Genomic DNA, 20,904 nt, shown 5'->3' on the forward strand with positions numbered 1-20,904 from the left:
TGGCGACCGTTAAGGAGCCGTGAAACGGGCAAAGCCTGCGACCCGATTCTGACAATCATGTTGTTGAAACATGACAGTTCGATGAAAGCCGGCGCTCAAGCACAGCGGGATGTCCGTGCAGCGTGAACCCAAGTGTCATCGAACGGTCATGTTCGCAACACGGTTCTGTCATCGAACCGCAGTGGAATGCACGACTAAAGCGGCGACGCCGCCCTTACCCAGGAGTCCTGCGTGTCCAAGTTCCTCAAGCTGCGCGCCACCGCCCTCGTGCTGGCCACCGCCTTCGCCTTCAATGCTTCCGCCAATGACGTCACCGGTGCCGGCGCATCGTTCGTGTATCCGGTCATGTCGAAGTGGTCGTCCGACTACGCCGGCGCCACCGGCAAGAAGGTCAACTACCAGTCGATCGGCTCCGGCGGCGGCATCGCCCAGATCAAGGCCGGGACGGTGGACTTCGGTTCGTCCGACGCCCCGCTGAAGCCGGAAGAGCTCAAGAAGTTCGGCCTGGCCCAGTTCCCGTCGGTGATCGGCGGCGTGGTGCCGGTGCTGAAGGTGCCGGGCGTGCAGTCCGGCGCGCTGAAGCTGGACGGCGAACTGCTGGCCGACATCTTCCTGGGCAAGGTGACCAAGTGGAACGACCCGCGCATCGTCGCGCTGAACGGCGGCGTGGCCCTGCCCGACCTGAAGATCACCGTGGTGCGTCGCTCCGACAGCTCCGGCACCACCTTCAACTTCGTCAACTACCTGTCGAAGGTCAATCCGGAATGGAAGGCCAAGGTCGGCGAAGGCACCACGGTCAAGTGGCCGGTGGGCATCGGTGGCAAGGGCAACGAGGGCGTGGCCGCCTATGTCAAGCAAATCAACGGCGCGATCGGCTACGTCGAGCTGTCCTATGCGCTGCAGCAGAAGCTGACCTACAGCCGCCTGAAGAACTTGGCCGGCAACTACGTGAACCCGAGCGACGACAGCTTCTCCGCCGCCGCCGCCGCCGCCGAGTGGGGCAAGGCGCAGGACTTCTACCTGGTGATGACCAATGCACCGGGCGAGGCCAGTTGGCCGATCACCGCGACCAATTTCATCCTGATGTACAAGTCGCCGAAGAACATGGAAGGCGCGAAGAATGCCAAGGACTTCTTCAAGTGGGTGTACGCCAATGGCGACGCGCAGGCGAAGTCGCTGGACTACGTGCCGCTGCCGGACGCGCTGGTCAAGCAGGTCGAGGCCTACTGGACTGCGCAGCTGAAGTACTGATCCACACCGCGCTGCTGCATGGACGAGCGGGCCTTCGGGCCCGCTTTTTCGTGGCCCGCACCGCGTTTCTGACGAAACCCTTGACGCTGTCATCTACGTGTCACAAAAACATCATTTCATGTCGGCATCCGAACGATGCATCGAAGAGACCCGCATGAACCGTCAACTGCCCCGCGTCGCCACCCTTGCCGCCTGCCTGATCGTGGGCTTGGCCGCCTGCAAGAACGAGTCCGCACCGGCCGCCACGGGCGATGCCGCACCGACCGCCGCAACAGCGTCCGCGGCTCCGGCTAGCGACGCGGTCGCTGCCGAGATCACCGGCGCCGGCGCGTCGTTCGTGTATCCGCTGATCTCCAAGTGGTCCGCCGACTATGCGAAGGCCACCGGCAACAAGGTCAACTACCAGTCGATTGGTTCCGGTGGCGGCATCGCCCAGATCAAGGCCGGCACCGTGGACTTCGGCTCCTCCGACAAGCCGCTGGCACCCGAAGAACTGGCGAAGGACGGCCTGGTGCAGTTCCCGTCGACCATCGGCGGCGTGGTGCCGGTGGTGAACCTGCCCGGCATCGAGGCCGGCAAGCTGCGCCTCACCGGCGCGCTGCTCGCCGACATCTACCTTGGCAAGGTCGCGATGTGGAACGACGCCGCGATCGCCGCCGCCAATCCCGGCACGGCATTGCCGGCAGACAAGATCCACGTGGTCCGTCGCTCGGACGGTTCGGGCACCACCTACAACTTCACCAACTACCTGTCCAAGGTCAGCCCGGCATGGAAGACCGCGGTCGGCGAGGGCACTACGGTCAACTGGACCGGCCAGAGCGTGGGCGGCAAGGGCAATGAAGGCGTGTCGTCCTACGTCAAGCAGCTGAAGGGCGCGATCGGCTATGTCGAGCTGTCCTACGCGCTGCAGAACAAGATGGCGCACGCGGCGATGCAGAACGCGAGTGGCGCATGGGTGCAGCCGAATGCGCAATCGTTCGAGGCCGCCGCCGCCAGTGCCGACTGGAAGAACGCACAGGACTTCAACCTGGTGATCACCGACGCACCCGGCGCAGACGCGTGGCCGATCGCCGCGACCAACTTCATCCTCATGCGCAAGCAGCCGCGCGACGCCGCGGATGCCAAGGCCGCGCTGGAGTTCTTCCGCTGGGCCTATGCCAACGGCACCGCGCAGGCGCAGTCGCTGGACTACGTGCCGCTGCCGGCAGAACTGGTGCAGCAGGTCGAGGCCTACTGGGCCGCGCAGCTGAAGTGACGCAGCGGCGCGGACGCTCGCGTCCGCCTGTGCCCCTGCGTCATCCCGGCGAAGGCCGGGATCTGTTCGTAACGCATGCCAACCCCATCAGAACTGGATCCCGGCATACGCCGGGATGACGAGCGAAACAGATGACCTCCATCGCCCTTCCCGTGTCGGAACGCGACATCGCCGACACGCGCAACGACAAGTTGTTTCGCTGGATGCTGGGCGCAACCGCGGTGTTCGTGCTGGTCACCCTGGCCGGTGCCGCGCTGTCGATGCTGTGGGGTGGCCGCAGCGTGCTGGCCAGCGAAGGCCTGAGTTTCTTCTTCAGCAGCGACTGGAACCCGGTCGAGAACAAGTACGGCGCTCTGGTACCGATCTACGGCACCGTGGTCACCGCCTTGATCGCGATGCTGATCGCGGTGCCGGTGAGCTTCGGCATCGCGTTCTTCCTGACCGAGGTCGCGCCGCGCTGGATGCGTTCGTCGGTCGGCACGGCGATCGAACTGCTGGCCGGCATCCCCTCGATCATCTACGGCATGTGGGGCTTCTTCGTGCTGATGCCGGTGATGCGCGAACACATGATTCCCTGGCTCGACGAAAACGTCGGGCCGATCCCGCTGATCGGCGCACTGTTCCGTGGCCCGCCGATCGGTGCGGGCATGCTCACCTCCGGCATCGTGCTGTCGATCATGGTGATCCCGTTCATCTCCTCGGTGATGCGCGAGGTATTCCTGACCGTGCCGTCGCGACTCAAGGAATCGGCCTACGCGCTCGGCGCGACCAAGTGGAAGTGAGCTGGGACATCGTCCTGCCCTACACGCGGTCGGCGGTCATCGGCGGTGTATTCCTCGGCCTTGGCCGCGCCTTGGGTGAAACCATGGCGGTCGCGTTCGTGATCGGCAACAGCGTCAACTTCACCACCTCGCTGCTGGAGCCGTCGACCACCATCGCGGCATTGATCGCCAACGACTTCGGCGAAGCGACCGAGGAGTACCGCGCGGCCCTGCTGCTGCTCGGCTTCGTGCTGTTCATCGTCACCTTCGTGGTGCTGGCGATCGCCCGCCTGATGCTGGCAAACCTGTCCCGCAAGGAGGGCAACCGGTGAGCACGCCCACTCTCTCCGCGCATGACCAGGCCGCCGCAAAGTTGTATCGCCGTCGTCGCCTGACCAACATCATCGCGATCGGCCTGGCCTGCGCCGCCGCGATCTTCGGCCTGGCCTTCCTCGGCTGGATCCTGTGGACGCTGTTGTCAAAGGGGCTCGCCCATCTCAGCCTCTCGCTGTTCACCCAGGACCAGCCGCCGCCGCTGGAAGCCGGTGGCCTGCGCAACGCCATCGTAGGCAGCCTGATGATGTGCGGCATGGGCGTGGCGATCGGCACCCCGCTGGGCATCGCCGCCGGCACGTGGCTGGCCGAAGTCGGCAATCACCGCAAGCTCGGCACGGTGGTGCGCTTCGTCAACGACATCCTGCTGTCGGCGCCGTCGATCGTGCTCGGCCTGTTCGTGTACGCGGCATTCGTGATGCAGACCGGCGGCAACTTCTCCGCCATCGGCGGCGCGCTGGCGCTGGCCTTCATCGTGCTGCCGGTGGTGGTGCGCACCACCGACGAAATGCTGCGCCTGGTGCCGATCCAGATGCGCGAGGCCGCGCTCTCGCTGGGCGTGCCGCAGTGGAAGGTGACCATGCAGGTGCTGTATCGCAGTGCGCTGCCCGGCATCGTCACCGGCATCCTGCTCGCGCTCGCCCGCATTTCCGGCGAGACCGCGCCGCTGCTGTTCACCGCCTTCGGCAACGAGTTCTTCAGCCTCGACGCCTCCGGCGCGATGAGCGCAGTGCCGCTGGTCATGTACAAGTTCGCCGGTTCCGGCTACGAGAACTGGGAACACCTGGCCTGGGCCGGCGCGTTGCTGGTGACGCTGTTCGTGCTCGCGGTAAGCCTGGTCGCGCGCACGCTGCTGCTGCGCAACAAGATTTCCAATGACTGATGCGCGAATGACTGACGCACCGATGACCAACTTCACGCGGATCGATCCCATGAACGATGCACACCTCGCCGTTGCCCCCCACGCGCGCGACACCGCGCTTCCGCTGGCACCGCCGGTGAAGGTGTCCGCGCGCGGCCTGAACTTCTGGTACGACAAGTTCCACGCGGTCAAGAACATCAACATCGACGTGCCGGCGAACCGCGTGACCGCGCTGATCGGCCCATCGGGCTGCGGCAAGTCGACCCTGCTGCGGGTGTTCAACCGGATCTACGCGCTGTACCCGACGCTGGAAGCGAAAGGCGAAGTGCTGCTGGACGGCGAGAACATCCTCGACCCGAAATACCCGATGAACCGGCTGCGCAGCAAGATCGGCATGGTCTTCCAGAAGCCGGTGCCGTTCCCGATGACGATCTACGAGAACGTGGCCTACGGCATCCGCCACCACGAGAAGCTGAACAAGGCCGACCTCGACGCACGCGTCGAACTGGCGTTGCGCCAGGCCGCGCTTTGGGACGAGGTCAAGGACAAGCTGAAGGAAAGCGGCCTTGGCCTGTCCGGTGGCCAGCAGCAGCGCCTGTGCATCGCCCGCGCGGTCGCGCTGAAGCCGGACGTGCTGTTGCTCGACGAACCGACCTCGGCGCTGGATCCGATCTCGACCAGCCGCATCGAGCAGCTCGTCGAGGAACTCAAGCGCGATTTCACCATCATGATCGTGACCCACAACATGCAGCAGGCCGCGCGCGTGTCCGACTTCACCGCCTTCATGTACCTGGGCGACATGATCGAACACGGCCCGACCGAGCAGATCTTCAACAATCCGGTCAAGCAACAGACCGAGGACTACATCACCGGGAGGTTCGGCTGATGAACAACCACATCGTCAAGAGTTACGACGACGAGCAGCGCGTGCTGCTGGACGAACTGATCCGCATGGGCCAGATGTCGGTGTCGCAGCTTGAGGCCGCGCTGGACGTGGTCGAACGCCGCGACGACAAGGCCGCGGAACGCGTGATCGGCAACGACGAGGCGATCGACGCACTGGAGCAGCAGGTCAACCACGACGTGATCCGCCTGATCCGCCGCGGCCCGCTGGCCGGCGATTTGCGGGTGATCCTGGCCGCGTTGCGGGTGGCCTCGGACATCGAGCGCATCGGCGACCTCGCCGCCAACATCGCCAAGCGTTCGATGGCGCTGAACCTGGCACCGCCGCTGCCGCACACGCGCGGACTGGATGCATTGGGCCGCATGGCCGCACGCCAGGTGCGCGACGTGCTGGATGCCTATGTCGCGCGCGATGGCGAGGCCGCCCTGCGCGTGCGCGCCAGCGACGCCGAACTGGACACGCTCTACACCGGCCTGTTCCGCGAGCTGCTGACCTACATGATGGAGGACGCGCGCGCGATCACGCCGTGCACGCACCTGCTGTTCATGGCCAAGAACCTGGAGCGGATCGGCGACCACGCGACCAACATCGCCGAGAACGTGTGGTTCCTGATCCACGGCGAAGAACTGATGCCGCCACGCGACAAGCGCGACGACACCAACAGCGTGGTGGTCTGAACGCCCCGCCCGGGCGGGATGAATGCGCGGTGGCTTGCATGAAGCTGGCCGCCGCGTGCAGCCGGGGGTAGCATCGGCGCTCCCGTGATGCGCGCCCGCGCAAGGAGTTCCACCATGTCGCATACCCGCAAACCCCTGGCGCTGCTGGTCGGTGCCGCCGTCGCCGCCGTCGCCGCCGGCTCGCTGTTCTCGATGGACGCGATGGCGCATGGCTACATGCAGGACAAGGCTGCCGCCGCGAAGGCCGGCGAAGGCAAGTGCGGCGAGGGCAAGTGCGGCGGCAAGGCCAAGGATGCCCACGAAGGCGGCTGCGGCATGGCGAAGATGGACACCGACAAGGACGGCCGGCTGTCGCGCGCCGAGTTCGATGCCGCGCACAAGGGCAAGGAAGATAAGTTCGCCAGCCATGACCACGATGGCGACGGCTTCATCAGCCAGGCCGAGATGGACAAGCACCACGCCGACATGAAGGCCAAGGGCGACGGCAAGACCGCCACCGAGGGCAAGTGCGGTGAAGGAAAATGCGGCGAGGGCAAGTGCGGCGGCTCGCCCTGAACCGCATGTCCCTGACTGCGCATGGCTGATGCCTTGCCAGCATGCGCCGCGGGCCTCGGGCTGCGACGCGCCCTGCTGGACGAATTGATCGAGGCGCCTGCGGGCGCCTTCGATTTTCTGGAGTGCGCGCCGGACAACTGGATCGGTGTCGGTGGCGTGCTGGGCGAGAAACTCGCAATACTGTCCTCGCGGCATCCGTTGAGCTGCCACGGCTTGTCGCTGTCCCTGGGCGGCCCGGATCCGCTCGACATGCCGTTCCTGCGCAAGACCCGCGAGTTCCTGGAACGCCATCGCGTCCCGCTGTACAGCGAGCACCTGAGTTACTGCAGCGCAGGCGGCCATCTGTACGACCTGCTGCCGATCCCGTTCACCGAGGAAGCCGCGCGCCATGTCGCTGGCCGCATCGCGCAGGTGCAGGATGCATTGGGCCGGCGCATCGCCATCGAGAACGTCAGCTACTACGCCGCGCCGTACCAGGCGCTCGGCGAGATCGACTTCATCGATGCCGTGCTGCGCGAGGCAGACTGCGACCTGCTGCTGGACGTCAACAACGTCCACGTCAATGCGATCAACCACGGCTACGACGCACGCGCCTTCATCGACGCGATGCCCACCGACCGCATCGTCAGCATCCACATCGCCGGCCACTACGACGAAGCCGACGACCTCAAGGTCGACACCCACGGCGCGCCGGTGAAAGACGCGGTCTGGGACCTGCTCGCGCATGCGTATAGCGTGCATGGCCTGTGCCCCACCCTGCTCGAGCGCGACTTCAATTTCCCGCCATTGGCCGCGCTTCTGGACGAAGTGCAGCGCATCCGCGATCTGCAGGCGCGAGCCGCATGAGCGAGTTGCGAGAACAACTGGACGCACTTGCCGCGCATGTGCGCGACCCGGATGCGCACCCCGGCCCGCCCGGCATCGAAACGCGACGTCTGAAGATCTACAGCGATCTGGTCTTCAACAACCTCGACGGACTGCTGGCCGGCAATTTCCCGGTCATCCGCAAGACCCTGGGCGATGCCGACTGGCGCGCGCTGGTGCGCGGCTTCCTGTCGCGCCATCGCAGCCACACGCCGCTGTTCACCGAGCTCGGCCGCGAGTTCATCGCATTCCTGGAATCCGACGCCGGCACCGATCCCGCGCGCCATTGGCTACCCGAACTCGCGCACTACGAATGGGCCGAACTCGGCCTGCAACTCAGCGAAGAGGTCGCGCCGCTGCACGATCCGAAAGGCGATCTGCTCGATGGCGTGCCGGTGCTCTCGCCGCTGGCGTGGTCACTCGCATATCGATGGCCGGTGCACCGGATCGGGCCGGACTTCCAACCCGTCGAACCGCCGCAAGAACCCACGCTGGTGTTGCTGCGTCGCGAGACCGACGGCCGCGTGCATTTCTCGATGCTGTCGCCGTTGCTGTTCCGCCTGCTGGAGCTGGTGGGTGCGGAGAGCAGCGAGACTGGTCGCGCATTGCTGGAACAGCTTGCGGTTGAAGCCGGTCAGACCGATGTCGATGCGTTCATCGACCAGGCCAGGCCAATGCTGCTGCGGCTGCGCGATGAAGGCGTGTTGCCGGGCATTCGCGCGGAGGCGTGAAAATCTGCCGCAAAGTTCACTTGCGCGCGGCGCGGGCCCGATTTGCGGCAACGGCAAGCCCGGTCACGACCCCCAACGACGGATCGCCTCTGGTCACGGCAACCCCCGGAAAGATCGCTCGAACAGCCGCCTGGACGTAGGGCGCGCGCGACATGCCGCCGGTGAGGAGAATCACCTCCGGCTGCTGCGCGATGTCCGCACGCGCTGTTTCGAGTAATTCGGCCAACACGTCGAGATAGCGCTCTGCCGCCAGCGACAAATCCTGCTGCGTAGCCGTCGCGACCAGGTCTTCTTCGATGAAGTCCAGAAGAGCGGCAACCGTGTTGCGTTCGCTCAACAGCTTCTTGGTGATCTCTACCTGCCGGTTCAGGCGAACGGTATTGCCGAACGCCTGCAAACGCCGCAGGCGATCGGCATATGGCTGATCGTAGCGGCTGAAGTCATGGCGCATGAAATCCGCCTGGCGGTGCACCTCGTGCACACGCGCCGCATCCGAAAACAGGTGGACCGGAATACGTGAGCGGCCCTTGCCCAGCAACTGCATGAAGTTCGCCAGGCTGAGGTCCAGGTCGACGTCCTGTCCGCCCATGGGTGTCCCCCACGAACCGAGGATTTCCGGCCTGGACCTTCGCCCCCGACCTTGGCCATCGCGATGTCGGTGGTACCGCCGCCGATATCCACCACCAGACAACGCTGCGCGGTTTTCTGGGTGGCGTGATATCCCATCGCGGCTGCGGCTGGCTCCTCCAGGAATTCCACATCATCGAATCCGGCGGCAGCCGCGGCCTCGCGCAGGATCGCCAACGCCTGAAGGCCGCCGGCATCCCCGATCGAGCTGCGAAACCGCACGGGCCGGCCGATCAGCGCGCTGCGGACATCAGTTTCGAGTTGCTGCACCGCCGACAGCCGGATGTGTTCAAGCACATAGGTCGCGATGCGCAGCAATACAGCACGCGCGTGACTTCCCAGCGCAAAGCCGAGCATGGATTTCGGAGAATCCACGAGATGTCCGCCGCCCTCGGCGAGATAGGCTTCGATCGCCTGGTCGCCATAGACCGCGTTCTGGAGTGAGGCGGCCGATGCCCTGGAGGTCCGCACCTGCTCTTCGAGCCATCGCCTGCGGACGGCGCTGACCGCTTCTTGTCGCATCTGCACCCCGGAGCGAAGCACGACATTCGGGATCAGGCCGAGTTCCCGTTCCCTGCCCGCCTCATTGGAAATCTGCATGGCGCGCGCGCGCAACGCGCCCGCACGATGCGCCTGGCGGGTCTGATCATTGCGACTCTTGCGAACCAGGCTGTCGACTTCGGCTTCGAGTGCGGGACTCAGTGTGAACTGACTGGGATCGGGCACTTGCTGCTGGAAATATGCCGTCGTTCGAAACTGCTTCTCCTCGCCGAACGTCAACAATTCGACACCGTCGCCCACGACGGCCCCGGCGGCCGAATAGCTGGTGCCGAAATCGATCCCGAGTCTCATTGCGTCATGCTCGTTGGTATCAATCGGCACGCTACATCGCGCCATCCGGGCATCCACCCTTCACGAAAAGCTCCATCCATGTCGAGTCTCGTCCAGGTCCCTGCGGAAAAGCGCGTGAGACTACCCGGAACTCGCTGCATTCGTCCCGGCTTGCCGCCGTCGCAGCTCTTGCAGCCCGGATAAGCGAAGCGCATCCGGGGTGAGTGCGATGGTTCCCGGGTGCAGCCTTTGGCCTTGCCCGGGCTACAAAGTTCAAGTGGACCGAATGTCGCCGCTCACTCCTTCCAGGTCTTCCGCAACGGATGCGCTTCCGTGTTGAACACCACGCCATCGAAGTCCAGCGCCGATGGCGGCGAGAACAGCAGCCAGTAGTACTTGAAGGTTTCTGCCAGCAGGAAGCTCTCCATCGAGTCGCGCTGCTCCATCGTGCGCACGTCCTTGATCGCGGCAAAGCCCGCGTCGGTGCGGCATCCCCGGACGAAGTCGTCGAAGAACTCGCGGCCCATCGCACGCCAGCGCGGGTCGCGGGTGTAGTGATGGAGGTAATACGCGGACTCGATGATCTCCGGGCGCAACTGGTAGCCGCCGGAGATCACCTCCATCTTGCGGTAGTCGAGCGCTTCCGGCTCGATGCCATGCATCCGCCACATCGTCTGGCCGGAACGCTGCAGGCGCGCGGCGCGGTCGAGGTCGCCGCCCAGCGCAAGCACCGCCGGCAGGAACGCATCCAGCGCGCCGTACTGGCTGGCGCCACGCACGCCGCTGTCCATGTCGGCATGGCCGTACCAGAGTTCGCCTTCGCGCGCTTCGTCGGCGAGGTAGCGGTTCATCGGGTCGACGCTCTGCTCCCACATGCGCTTGCAGTCCTGGTCGCCGAACAGATTCCAGCACTTGAGCAGGTACTCGTAGTACGAGTCGATGCCGCCGCCGACATGGCTGTTGCGGTTGGTCCACTCGCCGGTTTCGACATCGATGGCGCTACCGACCAGGCCAATCTTCGAGCGTCGCTCGAAGGTGGCGACCAGCGCACGCTTGGCCTTGTCGTAGTAGATCGGCTTGCCTGTGAGCTTGGACAGCGTGCCGAATTCCAGCAGCAGGGTGCCGGTTTCCGCCGGGTTGCTGACCTTGCCCTTGACCGCGCCGGTGCGCAGGTTGACGTGGGTGTACGGCAGGCCGGTGGGCGATTCGAACACCGGCAGCAGACGCTTGCCCAAGTCGTCGGCCAATGCGAGCAGGCGCTCATCGCCAGTGAGCTGGTAACCGGACAGCAGGCCGCCCAGCAGGCGGATGACGACCTCGAAATTCTGCACCGGCATGTCGTGATCGAACGACAATTGCGTGGCGATGAGCTCGCGCGCTTCGGCGGCTTCCTTGTCCAGGCCCATCAGCAGCAAGGTGTCCAGCGCATCCACCGGCGTCATCAGCAACGAGTGCGGATACCAGTCGTGCGGCTTCTTGCTCAGCGGTTTGAGTGCGTCGTGGCCCTTCGCGTATTGCATGTAACCCTGCCACGCATGCCGGGTTTCCTCGCGCACGCGCACCGCCAGGCGTGCGGCCTCGGCATCGTCCATCGGCTGCGCATACACCGGCGCCGGCGGCGCGATGTATCCGGCGGGTGCCTGCGCCAACGCCGGTGCCATCGCCAGCATCGGCAGGAGGGCGGCAAGCCCGAGCACACGAAGCATGCCGCCGCTCATTGCGCCGGCCTCAGCAGGTTCATCACTTCGTAAGCCGCGCCCATGGTGTGGTAGTCGGTCTTGCCGGCCGGGCTCTTGTTGTCGTCGATCTTGCGGTTGTCAGCGTCGAGGATGCGGAACCACGCGCCATGCTGGTGATCGACCATGTGCGCCCAGGCGTAGGACCACAGGTGCTCGTACCAGTCCCAGTATTTCCGCTCATCAAAGCGCGCCCCCAGCAACGCGGCCGCGGCCAGTGATTCCGCCTGCACCCAGAAATACTTGTCGTCGTCGCAGGTGAAACTGTCGCCACCGATCGGCGCGCCCTCCATGCCCGGCGGCCGGCGCGATTCCGGTGCGAAACCGTAGTACAGGCCACCGCGTTCCGTGTCCCACGCACGCGCCATCGCGCTCTCGAACAGATGGCAGGCCATCGGTGCCAGCCACTCGGTAGCGACGTGGCGATCGAGGATCAACAGGAGTTTGGCCCATTCGGCCTGGTGGCCGGGCTGGAAGCCCCAGGGCCGGAACAGATCCTTGGGATTGTCGAGGTGGTAATTCCAGTCCACGTTCCAGTCGCGGTCGTAATGTTCCCAGATCAGGCCACCGGCCTTCGCCGCCTGCCGCCGGGTCACGTTGCTCGCCAGCAGCAGCGCGCGATCCAGCCAGCGCGAATCGCCGCTCGCCTCGTACGCGGCCAGCATCGCCTCGCACATGTGCATGTTGGCGTTCTGGCCGCGGTAGTCGCTGAAGTTCCAGTTGGTGTCGGCCTCGTCCTTGTACAGGCCGTGCTCGGGCTCCCAGAAACGCGCTTCCAGCAGCGACCAGACCTCGTCCATCCAGCCGCGCGCATCGCCGACGCCGGCCATGCGCGCGTGCGAGTACGCCAGCAGTACGAAAGCCAGGCCGTAGCAGTGATTGGTGCGGTCTTCGGCCACGCCGTCGCGGATCGTCCACGCATAGCCGCCGGTCTCGGTGTCCAGATGCACGCGGCGCAGGTAGTCCAGGCCATGCAGCATCGCCTTGCGATATTCGTCGTTGCCGAATTCGCGCCAGGCCATCGCGTAGTTGAAGACGAAGCGCGTGCTGCTGACCAGGTGGCGATGGCTGGCGTCGTAGACCGTGCCGTCATCCTTGAAGTAGTGGAAGAAGCCGCCGGCCGTGTCGATGCAGCGCGGGTGATAGAACGCCATGGTCTGCGCGATATGCGCGCGCAGGAATTCGGGCGAACGGAAGTCAGGCTGGTCCATGGATGTCCTCGTCCTGCAGCAAGCGCTGCACGTCTGCGAAATCGGGCATGGCAGCGAATGCGCCATGGCGGGTGACGGCCAGCGCGCCGCATGCGGCGGCGAAGCGCATTGCGTCGCGGATCGCGACCTCATCGGCGATGAAGGCATCGAAGCTGGTGGCATCGACGCCATGCTGCGCAAGCGTGAACAACAGACCGCCGACGAAGGCATCGCCGGCGGCGGTGGTGTCGATCGCGCGGACGCGGAAGCCGGGTACCGTGCCGTGCGCATCGCGCGTGCGCCACTGCATGTCGGCGGCGCCGTCGGTCACCAATACGAGGCGTGCCTGCGCCGCGAACAGTCGCTCGAACACCGCGTCCTCACTGCCTAACGGTGCGGCGAGATAGTCGAGTTCGTTGCGCGCCAGCTTCACCAACACCGCTTCATCCAGCAGACGCCACAACCAGGGCGTGGGATCGACATCCGCAGCCCACAGCACTTGCCGCAGGTTGAGGTCTACGCTGGCCAGCGCACCGGCCGCGCGCGCGCGACGCAGGCCGGCATAAGTGGCCCCGGCGATGGCCGGTTCGGTGAGGCTGTTGGAGCAGGCATGCAACGCGGCCGCATGTTCGAACATCGCGGGGATGAAGTGCTCGTCGCGGAACAGCAGGTCGGCGGCCGGCGGGCGATGGAAGCTGAAACTGCGTTCGCCCGCTTCGTCCAGCGCAACGAAGGCCAGCGCGGTCTTCGCTTCCTCGGTGCGGACGATACCGTCGATGCCGACGCCGGCATCGCGCAGGCTGTCGACCAGGAAGTCGCCGAACATGTCCCGGCCCAGCATGCCGATGAACTGCGCGTTGCCGCCGAGCCGTGCGACGGAAACCGCGACATTCGCCGGCGCACCACCGGCGAACTGCAGGAATGCGCGCGGTGCATCCACTGTCTCGCCCGGACGCGCGAGGAAGTCGATCAGGGCTTCACCGAAACAGAGGATGGGACGCATGCGGGTCTCGTGCGGGTTCATGGCGCGGCGCAGGGCGACGCGGGCAGGTCTTGCGGGCGGGTGCCCCAGCCGTCCGGATCGGCGCGCGAGCCAAGCCTGAAGTCGATGCTGCCGCCATCGCGCAGCATCGCCCAATCGACCCAGGCCTGCGCATGCGGTTGGCCATCGATGCGCACGCCGTCGATGGCCTGCACCGCACCGGCATTCGCGTTCGCTGCCGTGATGCTCAGCCTGTGGCCATCGCCAAGATCGAGTTCCACCTTCGCGAAGCGCGGCGCATGCAGCAGCAACTGGCCGGTGCCTGGCACCGCGGGATACAGGCCGATCGCGCTGAACACGTACCACGCCGACATCGTGCCGAGGTCGTCGTTGCCGGTCACGCCATTCGGCGCGTTGGTGAACAGCGCCTGCGCGGCGCGCACGACGGTGGCGGTCTTCCAAGGCTGGCCGAGCAATGTGTACATCCACGGTGCGTGCAGGCCGGGCTCGTTGTTCGGGTTGTAGCGGAACTGGTTGTAGTAGCTGTACGGCCCGACCACCCAGTGCTTGCGCGCACCGCCCTGCACGTCATTCGCCAGGTCATCGTGGGCGAAGAACGCATCCAGCCGCTTGCGCGCCTGTTCGATGCCGCCCATCGCCACCACCAGCCCCGGCACGTCCTGCTGCACCAGCCATTGGTATTGCCAGGCGGTGCCTTCGTGGAAGCCGTGGTTGGAACGCGGGCTGTAGCTGCCGTGCGCAGGCACGTAGAAGCTGCCGCCTTCGATGCGCGGCCGCGGGAAGCCGCGGAAGCCCAATTCCTTGTCGGTCACGTGCGCATCCCACACGCGCCGCCAATTGCGGCCGCGTTCGCGCAGGGTGGTGGCGATGTCGGTTTCGCCCAGCGCACTGGCCATCTGCGACAGCGCGCAATCGCCCAGTGCGTATTCCAGCGTGGCCGAACCGCCGTGATGCTGATCCACGTCCATGCCCTTCGACGGATACGCACGGTCATACGGCACGAAGCCTTGCGCGAGATAGGTGTCGTTGCCGGCGCGTCCCTGCGCACGCGACATCGCCGGCGGACGACCGTTCGCGTTCTGCCACAGCGCCTGCCAGGCCTCGCGCTCGCGACCTTGCAAAGCGCCAAAGCGCCACAGATCGACCAGCCACGGCGTGACCGGGTCGCCGGTCATGATGTTGGTGTCGAAATTCGCGTAACCCCAGCGTGGCAACCAGCCCATCTGGTCGTGGATCGCCAGCATCGAGCGGGCGATGTCGCGCGTGCGCGCCGGCTTGAGGATCGCCAGCAACTGGTTCTGCGTGCGATAGGTGTCCCACAGCGAAAAATATTCGTGATATGTCCAGCCTTCGGCAACGTGGATGTTGTCGTCGTAGCCGCGATAGCGACCATCGGCGTCGCTGCCGGTCATCGGCTGCAGGAAGGCGTGGTACAGCGCGGTATCGAAGACCACGCGATCGTCGGCCGAAGCACCGTCGATACGCACCACGGCGAGTTCCTTGCGCCATGCGGCCTGCGCCTGCGTGCGCATCGCGTCGAATCCAAGCAACTTGCCGTCACGCTTGCCTTCGGCATCGAGGTTGCGGCGCGCCCCATCGGCATCGACATGCGAGATCGCGCTGGTTGCGGTCACGCTGCGCGCGTCGCCGAGGTCGAAGCTGAGCCACGCACCGTTCGCGACATCCCATTGGGTGCCGACGCTGTGGCGACCGCCGGGAATGCCGCCGTCGCGATCCCAGGTGCCGAACGCCTTGAACGCGCGATCGAACTCGATGCGGAACCACGTGGTGTACTGCTTGCCGCCGCAGAAACTGCTGGTGACCAGCTTGCCCTCGACCGCGCGGTCGCCGACGACCTCGATGACGCTGCCCACGACCTCGTGCTTCTCGTTGGCCTGGCCGACGTTGACCAGCACATGACCGGTCTTCTCGCTGGCCGCGAAGGTGTAGCGTTCCGCTGCGGCGCGGGTCAGCGCGGTGGCTTCGGCATCGATGCCGCCGGCATCGGTCAGCCGCACCTTGTAGTAACCGGCCTGGCCGACTTCGCCCTGATGCGTGTAGCTCGCCGCGTAGGCCTTGTAGTCGAACGACTTGGCCTTCGCATCGCTGGTGTCGAAGCGTCCACCCGGCCCGATCGTCCCGGTCACCGGCAGCACCGCGACCTGTCCGCCCTGTTCCCAGCAGCCGGCACCGGACACGAAGGAATGGCCGAAGCCGCGGATCTTCTTGTCGTCGTAGCGGTAGCCGGCGTAGTGCTCGGTGATCGGGCTGACCTGGATCATGCCGAAGGGTGCCGACGCGCCGGGGAAGGTGTTGCCGTCATCCTTGGTGCCGATGAAGGTGTTGACCTCGCGCTTGAGTCCTTTGGTCCCGGCCAGCGCAGGCATGCAGGCCAGCAATCCCGCGAGTACGGGCAGCACGATGCAGCGGAAATCCCGGAACATGGGCATCGTCGGCACGCGTCGTGGCGGAATGCGCACCCTAGGCAGGCGCGCCCGCAGCGTCAACACGCTGCTACGCTGTCACGATGACCGAACCCCCTGCAACCCCCATCCACGCCGCCGCTTTCAAGCCGATGGCCGAGCGCTTCCGCGGCTATCTGCCAGTGGTGGTGGACGTCGAAACCGGCGGCTTCGACTGGAACAGGCACGCGCTGCTGGAGATCGCGGCGGTGCCGATCGAACTCGACGAACACGGCCGCTTCGTGCCCGGCGAGGTGGTCAGCGCGCACATCGAACCGGCGCCGGGTACCAGCATCGACCCGAAGTCGCTCGAGATCACCGGCATCAAGGTCGACCACCCGCTGCGCGGCGCGGTGCCGGAACGCGAGGGCCTGGACAGAGTGTTCGCGCCGGTGCGCGCCGCGGCGAAGCGGCATGGCTGCCAGCGCGCGATCCTGGTCGGCCACAACGCGCACTTCGATCTCAATTTCCTCAACGCGGCGATCAATCGCGTGCAACACAAGCGCAATCCGTTCCACCCGTTCAGCGTGTTCGACACGGTCACGATGGCGGGCATGGCGTACGGGCAGACGGTGTTGGCGCGCGCGGTGCACGCCGCCGGCCTGGACTGGGACAGCCGCGAAGCGCACTCGGCGGTCTACGACACCGAACGTACCGCCCAGTTGTTCTGCATCATCGCGAATGCGTGGCCGCGGTTGTGACCGGGCTCAGGCTTGAGGCACCTTCGATCTCGCCTTGAACGACCGCACGATCCCGTAAAGGCTCACCGCCATCCAGGCGGCTTCGAGCAGGAATACGGCGAGGTTGAACTTGCCGATCAGCGACACCAGGATCCCGGCGGCGCCGAACAGGTTGAGCAGTTGATAGATCAGGCCGGTGCCCGCCAGGCGACCCGCCTGCAGCAGGAAAAAACCGAACAGGATGGTCACGGTGCCCAGCAGGCCCACCCAGTCGTACCACGCCAATTCCAGTGCCATCGTGTTCTCCTTCTTTCGTTGCGCGCGCGGCGCAAGCGGTGGTCAATCGTGGTCGCGCGCCGGTGGCACGATGCCGTGCTTGCGCAACGCCTTGCGCACCCGATCGAGCGGGATCGCTTCGACCGTCGTACCGTTGCCGCTTTCGGTGGTGGCCATCAGCAGCGAGTTGTAGACCGCTTCTTCCACCGCATCCACGCCCCCCTGGAACAGCGCGCTGGTCTGGTCGTTGGCGAGCTCCTCGGTGCGCAGGCGTTCGCCACCGAACGTGCGGCGCACCTCTCTGGCCGTGGAAAACGCGATGGCGTAGTCGCCGCTTCCGTTCGAGGCCGAACTGCCGGTGCGGCCCAGACCCATCATCGCCCGCGAGGCCAGCCGCCTGAGGTTGCGATCGGACAACGGTGCATCGGTGGCGATCACCACGATCACCGATCCGTCGCCGCGATCGTCGGCCGGACCACGCGACCATTGCGCCAGCGATTCGTGCGCGTTGACTTGCGCATGCGCGACCGCTTGCTTGAATGCGTACTGGCCGAGCTCGCGCCCCACCGGTACGCCGCCCATCTGCAGCACGCCGCCGTAATTGCTCTGCACCAGCACGCCGATGGTCCAGCCACCCAGCGTCGCCGGCAGCTTGCGCGAGGACGTACCGATCCCGCCCTTCCAACCGAAGGCCACCGTGCCGGTGCCCGCACCCACGCTGCCCTCCGCCACCACGCCGCCACGCGCCTGTTGCAGCGCCTGCCGCACGTGCACCGCCTCGATCGGCCGCGCGCGGATGTCGTTCAGGCCGCCATCGTTGGTTTCGCCGACGACGGGATTGACCGACTGCACTTTTTCCATCCCGGGTTGTTCGAGCATCCACCCGGCCATCGCATCCGCGGCCTTCCACACGCACAACGTGCAGGTGAGCAGGACTGGGGTTTCCAGTTCGCCCAGTTCCATCACCTGGGTACTGCCTGCCAGCTTGCCGAAACCGTTGCCGACGTGGATCGCGGCGGGCACGCGCGACAGATAGGCATTGCCTTCATGCGGGAGGATCGCGGTGACGCCGGTGCGGATGCGCTCGCCTTCGCGCACGCTGACCTGACCCACGCGCACGCCCGCCACGTCGGTGATCGCGTTGTTGGTGCCGGGCGCGAAAATCCCGGGCGCGATGCCGAGATCGCGCGCACGCAAGCGCGCTTCGGGCTGTGCCGCATGCGCACTCGCCACCAGCAACAGTGCGGCGCACGGCAAGGCCAGCAACCGGCGCATCCGCATCATCCGCTGACCCGCTGCCGCACGGCTTCGAACAATGCGATGCCGGTGGCCACGGAGACATTCAGACTCTCGAATTCGCCCGGCATCGGGATCTTCACCAATTGGTCGCAGTTCTCGCGGGTGAGCCGGCGCAGGCCGTCGCCCTCGCTGCCCATCACCAGCGCGATGTTGCCCTTGAGGTCCAGCGCGTAGAACGAGGCCGTGGCCTCCCCAGCGAAGCCGTAGATCCAAACACCGGCCTTCTGCAGATCGCGCAGCGTGCGCGAGAGATTGGTCACGCTGAAGACCGGTAGCGTGTCCGCCGCACCCGCCGAGGTCTTGCGCACGGTGGCGTTGAGCTGCACCGCCTTGTCCTTCGGGAACACCACCGCAGTCGCGCCTGCCGCGGCCGCGCTGCGCAGGCAGGCGCCCAGGTTATGCGGATCCTGCACGCCATCCAGCACCAGCACCATCGCCTTGCCGCCGGCCGCTTCGACCAGGCCGACCAGTTCGTGCTCGTCCCAGGTCTTGGCTGCCGCATAACGGGCCGCCGCGCCCTGGTGACGCACGCCGCCGGCCACGCCATCCAGCGCGTTCTGCGGAACGCGGCGGACATCGATCTCCTTGCGCCGCGCTTCCTGTTCGATCTCGGCGATGCGCGGATTCTTGCCGCCGGCCTCCAGCAGCACCTCCCGCACGTGCTCGGCGTCGTGTTCCAGCGCCGAGGCCACCGCGTTGAGGCCGACGATCCATTGGGCTTGCTTGCTCATGGGCCTATTGTGCCCGAGCCGGGCACGCTGGCCGCATCCCGGATTCGCTGACGTGTTCCCCAAGAACGCAAAGCCTCGACGGGGACATCCATGATCCGATCCACTGCCCGCCATGCCGCCTGCCTGCTGGCCCTGGCCTCCATCGCACCCGCTACCCTCGCGCAAGGCCCGATCACCCGTACGACGCCGCCGGAGTCCGCCGTCGATGCCGTATTCAAGCGCTACGACCGCAAGGACACGCCCGGCTGCAGCGTGGCGGTCATCGAAGGCGGCAAGGTGCTGCTCAAGAAGAGCTACGGCATGGCCGACCCGTCACTGGGCGTGCCCAGGACCAGTGCCACCAGCCACTGGATTCCGTATTCCGAAGCGCGCGTGTTCGTGGCGCTGGCGGTGGCGATGCTGGCGCGCGACGGCAAGATCGGCCTCGACGACCCGATCCGCAAGCACATTCCGCAAGTCCCGGCCTATGCATCCGCCGTCACCGTGCGGCACCTCCTGCACCACACCAGCGGACTGGCCGACTACCTGGTGCTGGACCCGGTGGGCGACTCGATGTGGACGCGGGTTTCGAAGGATGAGTTCTTCCGCGTGCTCTCGCGCTGGAACAAGCTTGGCTTCGCGCCAGGCCAGGGCAAGATGTACAGCAACACCGACTACGCCCTGCTGGAAATGCTGGTGGAACGCAGCAGCGGCGGCTCGCTGCACGATTACCTGCACGCGAAGTTGCTGAAACCGCTGGGCATGGCTGATACCCGCATCGGTGCAAACCAGGCCACGATCCACCCCGGGCATGCGCTGTTTTACTTCCCCGAGGGCAACGGCTACAGCAGGGCGTTCCCTTACCGCACCTCACCGGTGGGCGGCATTTCGGTCACTACCAACCTCGATGACCTGATCCGATGGGATGCCGCGCTGCGCGACCGGGCGACCGGCATTGCATCTTTGCTACAGCAACTGGAAGCGGGCGCGCCGCCCGATGCAGGTGCCGATGCCGAGGGCCGTCCTTCCGACGCCGAGGGTTATTCCTTCGGCGTGTTCCGGCGCACTTACCGGGGACTGCCGATAGTCGAATATCGTGGCATCAGCGGTTACCACTACCTGGTGCAGGTGCCGGAGACGCAATTGTCGGTCGCCACGCTGTGCAACGTGTACCCGGGCATGGAGAGCTTCGGTGCGGACGTGGCGCGGCTGTACGCGGCTTCTACGCTTCCTGCGCCTCCGGCACCGGCACGCACGGTGGGCCCGCCGATTAAGGTTTCCGCTTCGGAGCTTGCACGCTACGTCGGCGAGTACCGCACGAGCAACGCACGGCGCTTGGTGGATGTGGCGGTGGCCAATGGCGCACTGGTCGCCACACCACGTGGCGGAAAGCCCCTGCCTTCAATGGTGGCGCATGGCAACGGACAGTTCACGACCAAGGTAAACGACTGGACATTGCTACTGGAGTTCAAGCCCGACGAAAACAACGGGATGGCGATTTCGCAGTGGGACATGACCAACAACGTGTCCACCGGCGACGGATTCCAACGCTGGACGCCATGGAAGCCCGATGCGAACGCCATGCAGGACTACACCGGCACGTACGTGGGAGACGATGTCGAAGCAGTCCTGCACCTGCGGGCGGACGATGACCGTGTGTTCGTCGCCAGCCATGGCATGGTCGAAACGGAGCTACAGCCGATGGACAAGCCCGACCACTTCACCGGTTTCGACATCTACGCTGTCCACTTCGAGCGCGATACCGCCGGCCAAGTGGTCGCGCTGCTCCTCGACGCCACGCGAGTTAAGGGCGTGCGCTACACGCGGCGATAGATCGCAGCGAGGAGCGGCGGGGCGGCCCATGGCTGAGAAGAGCCGGCCATGGATGGCCGGCGGC

Annotated in this window: 17 protein-coding genes and 2 pseudogenes; 11 read left to right on the top strand and 8 right to left on the bottom strand. The window is 65.9% G+C overall.

Annotated features, from left to right (window positions below; genetic code table 11):
* The first annotated feature begins 231 nt into the window (after positions 1-231).
* The 9 genes and pseudogenes from pstS (H9L16_RS15745) to H9L16_RS15785 all read left to right on the top strand — a co-directional run bounded on the left by pstS (H9L16_RS15745) (position 232) and on the right by H9L16_RS15785 (position 8,193).
* Positions 232-1,251: a phosphate ABC transporter substrate-binding protein PstS gene (pstS, locus tag H9L16_RS15745; RefSeq protein ID WP_187552564.1), complete on the top strand. Its 1,020-nt coding sequence runs from the start codon at positions 232-234 to the stop codon at positions 1,249-1,251.
* Positions 1,252-1,405: 154 nt separating this feature from the next.
* Entirely contained in the window at positions 1,406-2,506 is a 1,101-nt protein-coding gene (gene pstS / locus H9L16_RS15750; RefSeq protein WP_187552565.1) for a phosphate ABC transporter substrate-binding protein PstS, read from the top strand.
* A 131-nt stretch (positions 2,507-2,637) separates the two neighbouring features.
* Positions 2,638-3,599 (top strand): annotated as a pseudogene (gene pstC / locus H9L16_RS15755) (phosphate ABC transporter permease subunit PstC).
* Positions 3,596-4,483 carry a phosphate ABC transporter permease PstA gene (gene pstA, locus H9L16_RS15760; RefSeq protein WP_425507206.1) on the top strand — a complete coding sequence of 296 codons (888 nt, stop codon included), beginning with the start codon at positions 3,596-3,598 and terminating at the stop codon, positions 4,481-4,483. Before pstC ends, pstA begins: the two are co-directional and overlap by 4 nt.
* 49 nt (positions 4,484-4,532) lie before the next feature.
* Positions 4,533-5,348, top strand: coding sequence for a phosphate ABC transporter ATP-binding protein PstB (gene pstB, locus H9L16_RS15765; protein ID WP_187552566.1), 816 nt, complete (start codon positions 4,533-4,535; stop codon positions 5,346-5,348).
* Positions 5,348-6,043: a phosphate signaling complex protein PhoU gene (gene phoU, locus H9L16_RS15770; RefSeq protein WP_187552567.1), complete on the top strand. Its 696-nt coding sequence runs from the start codon at positions 5,348-5,350 to the stop codon at positions 6,041-6,043. The genes pstB and phoU overlap by 1 nt, the downstream gene beginning before the upstream one ends.
* 114 nt (positions 6,044-6,157) lie before the next feature.
* Positions 6,158-6,598, top strand: coding sequence for an HvfA family oxazolone/thioamide-modified RiPP metallophore (locus tag H9L16_RS15775; RefSeq protein WP_187552568.1), 441 nt, complete (start codon positions 6,158-6,160; stop codon positions 6,596-6,598).
* Between the two features lie 21 nt (positions 6,599-6,619).
* The gene (locus H9L16_RS15780) at positions 6,620-7,444 is read left to right on the top strand and encodes an HvfB family MNIO-type RiPP peptide maturase (RefSeq protein WP_187552569.1); all 825 of its coding nucleotides are present in this window, start codon (positions 6,620-6,622) and stop codon (positions 7,442-7,444) included.
* Complete coding sequence (locus tag H9L16_RS15785) at positions 7,441-8,193, top strand: HvfC family RiPP maturation protein (protein ID WP_187552570.1); 753 nt, start codon at positions 7,441-7,443, stop codon at positions 8,191-8,193. The genes H9L16_RS15780 and H9L16_RS15785 overlap by 4 nt, the downstream gene beginning before the upstream one ends.
* Positions 8,194-8,209: 16 nt before the next feature.
* Here the strand turns inward: H9L16_RS15785 and H9L16_RS15790 are convergent.
* The 5 genes and pseudogenes from H9L16_RS15790 to H9L16_RS15810 all read right to left on the bottom strand — a co-directional run bounded on the left by H9L16_RS15790 (position 8,210) and on the right by H9L16_RS15810 (position 16,024).
* A pseudogene (locus H9L16_RS15790) lies at positions 8,210-9,672 on the bottom strand (Hsp70 family protein).
* 275 nt (positions 9,673-9,947) lie between these two features.
* Entirely contained in the window at positions 9,948-11,357 is a 1,410-nt protein-coding gene (locus tag H9L16_RS15795) for a glycoside hydrolase family 47 protein (RefSeq protein ID WP_229796487.1), read from the bottom strand.
* A gap of 8 nt (positions 11,358-11,365) precedes the next feature.
* Complete coding sequence (locus H9L16_RS15800) at positions 11,366-12,598, bottom strand: AGE family epimerase/isomerase (protein ID WP_187552571.1); 1,233 nt, start codon at positions 12,596-12,598, stop codon at positions 11,366-11,368.
* Positions 12,585-13,580, bottom strand: a complete 996-nt coding sequence (locus H9L16_RS15805) for a carbohydrate kinase family protein (protein ID WP_187552572.1) — start codon at positions 13,578-13,580, stop codon at positions 12,585-12,587. Before H9L16_RS15805 ends, H9L16_RS15800 begins: the two co-directional genes overlap by 14 nt.
* A gap of 17 nt (positions 13,581-13,597) precedes the next feature.
* Positions 13,598-16,024 carry a GH92 family glycosyl hydrolase gene (locus H9L16_RS15810; protein ID WP_187552573.1) on the bottom strand — a complete coding sequence of 809 codons (2,427 nt, stop codon included), beginning with the start codon at positions 16,022-16,024 and terminating at the stop codon, positions 13,598-13,600.
* Positions 16,025-16,107: 83 nt separating this feature from the next.
* Here H9L16_RS15810 and rnt point away from each other — a divergent pair, with 83 nt between their 5' ends.
* Positions 16,108-16,743 (top strand): ribonuclease T, encoded by a 636-nt coding sequence (gene rnt / locus H9L16_RS15815; protein WP_187552574.1) that lies wholly within the window; start codon positions 16,108-16,110, stop codon positions 16,741-16,743.
* 6 nt (positions 16,744-16,749) lie between these two features.
* On the opposite strand, the gene H9L16_RS15820 is transcribed toward rnt, so the two are convergent.
* From H9L16_RS15820 to rlmB, 3 genes are read right to left on the bottom strand one after another with little or no spacing between them, the layout of a single operon-like run.
* Positions 16,750-17,019, bottom strand: coding sequence for a CBU_0592 family membrane protein (locus H9L16_RS15820; RefSeq protein ID WP_187552575.1), 270 nt, complete (start codon positions 17,017-17,019; stop codon positions 16,750-16,752).
* A gap of 42 nt (positions 17,020-17,061) precedes the next feature.
* Positions 17,062-18,273, bottom strand: a complete 1,212-nt coding sequence (locus H9L16_RS15825; RefSeq protein WP_187552576.1) for a DmpA family aminopeptidase — start codon at positions 18,271-18,273, stop codon at positions 17,062-17,064.
* A gap of 5 nt (positions 18,274-18,278) precedes the next feature.
* The gene (rlmB, locus tag H9L16_RS15830; RefSeq protein WP_187552577.1) at positions 18,279-19,028 is read right to left on the bottom strand and encodes a 23S rRNA (guanosine(2251)-2'-O)-methyltransferase RlmB; all 750 of its coding nucleotides are present in this window, start codon (positions 19,026-19,028) and stop codon (positions 18,279-18,281) included.
* A gap of 90 nt (positions 19,029-19,118) precedes the next feature.
* On the opposite strand from rlmB, the gene H9L16_RS15835 reads away from it, so the two are divergent.
* Positions 19,119-20,840 carry a serine hydrolase domain-containing protein gene (locus H9L16_RS15835; RefSeq protein WP_187552578.1) on the top strand — a complete coding sequence of 574 codons (1,722 nt, stop codon included), beginning with the start codon at positions 19,119-19,121 and terminating at the stop codon, positions 20,838-20,840.
* Positions 20,841-20,904: the final 64 nt, after the last annotated feature.

This window comes from Thermomonas carbonis, from assembly GCF_014396975.1.
Lineage (GTDB): Bacteria > Pseudomonadota > Gammaproteobacteria > Xanthomonadales > Xanthomonadaceae > Thermomonas > Thermomonas carbonis.